Here is a 671-nt window from a genome sequence, read left to right on the forward strand (position 1 = left end):
WTWWAAAATTTAAAGCAAAATCATAATCTTACACAAAATTAGTTTTCAAATTGTCATATTGATGATTTTTTTTATTTCATCAAGAGTTTTCGACAAAATTAAAGCAAGAAGTCTATTATATAATATAAAATTAATGATAAGATTTATTAACATAATAATCCTTTTTAAAGTAATATCTTATTTATTTTAATGTTATAAAAAATATGTTTTTAAGATGTAGGAATAATTCTATTTACATTTTTTTGTTTTAAGTTATAATAAGTAAGGTTATTTATATAATCAAATATGGCGGTTGTGGCGAAGAGGTTAACGCTCCGGATTGTGGCTCCGGCATTCGTGGGTTCAAGTCCCATCAGCCGCCCCATTTTTAACTACAAAAGTAGTTTTTTTATTTTTAAAAAGAAAAAATATCAAATCTAACATAATATCTCCCCTATTAAAATTATCAAACAAATAGGGGAGATTTTTACTTAACTATAAGGTCTTGTAAAAAGCAATATATAAATTTATAATTTCCAAAATAATTTATTTCCAATAAAAAAATTTCTAATTAGTTAAAGTCTGTCTTTAATTTTGTCGAAAACTCTTGATGAAATAAAAAAAAATCATCAATATGACAATTTGAAAACTAATTTTGTGTAAGATTATGATTTTGCTTTAAATTTTTTAAA

At 22.5% G+C, this 671-nt stretch carries 1 tRNA gene; it reads left to right on the forward strand.

Annotated features, from left to right (window positions below):
* The first annotated feature begins 288 nt into the window (after positions 1–288).
* Positions 289–364, forward strand: a tRNA-His gene (locus EHV01_RS06330).
* The last annotated feature ends 307 nt before the right edge of the window (positions 365–671 follow it).

This window comes from Spiroplasma sp. hy2 (assembly GCF_044714365.1).
Lineage (GTDB): Bacteria > Bacillota_I > Bacilli_A > Mycoplasmatales > Mycoplasmataceae > Spiroplasma > Spiroplasma phoeniceum.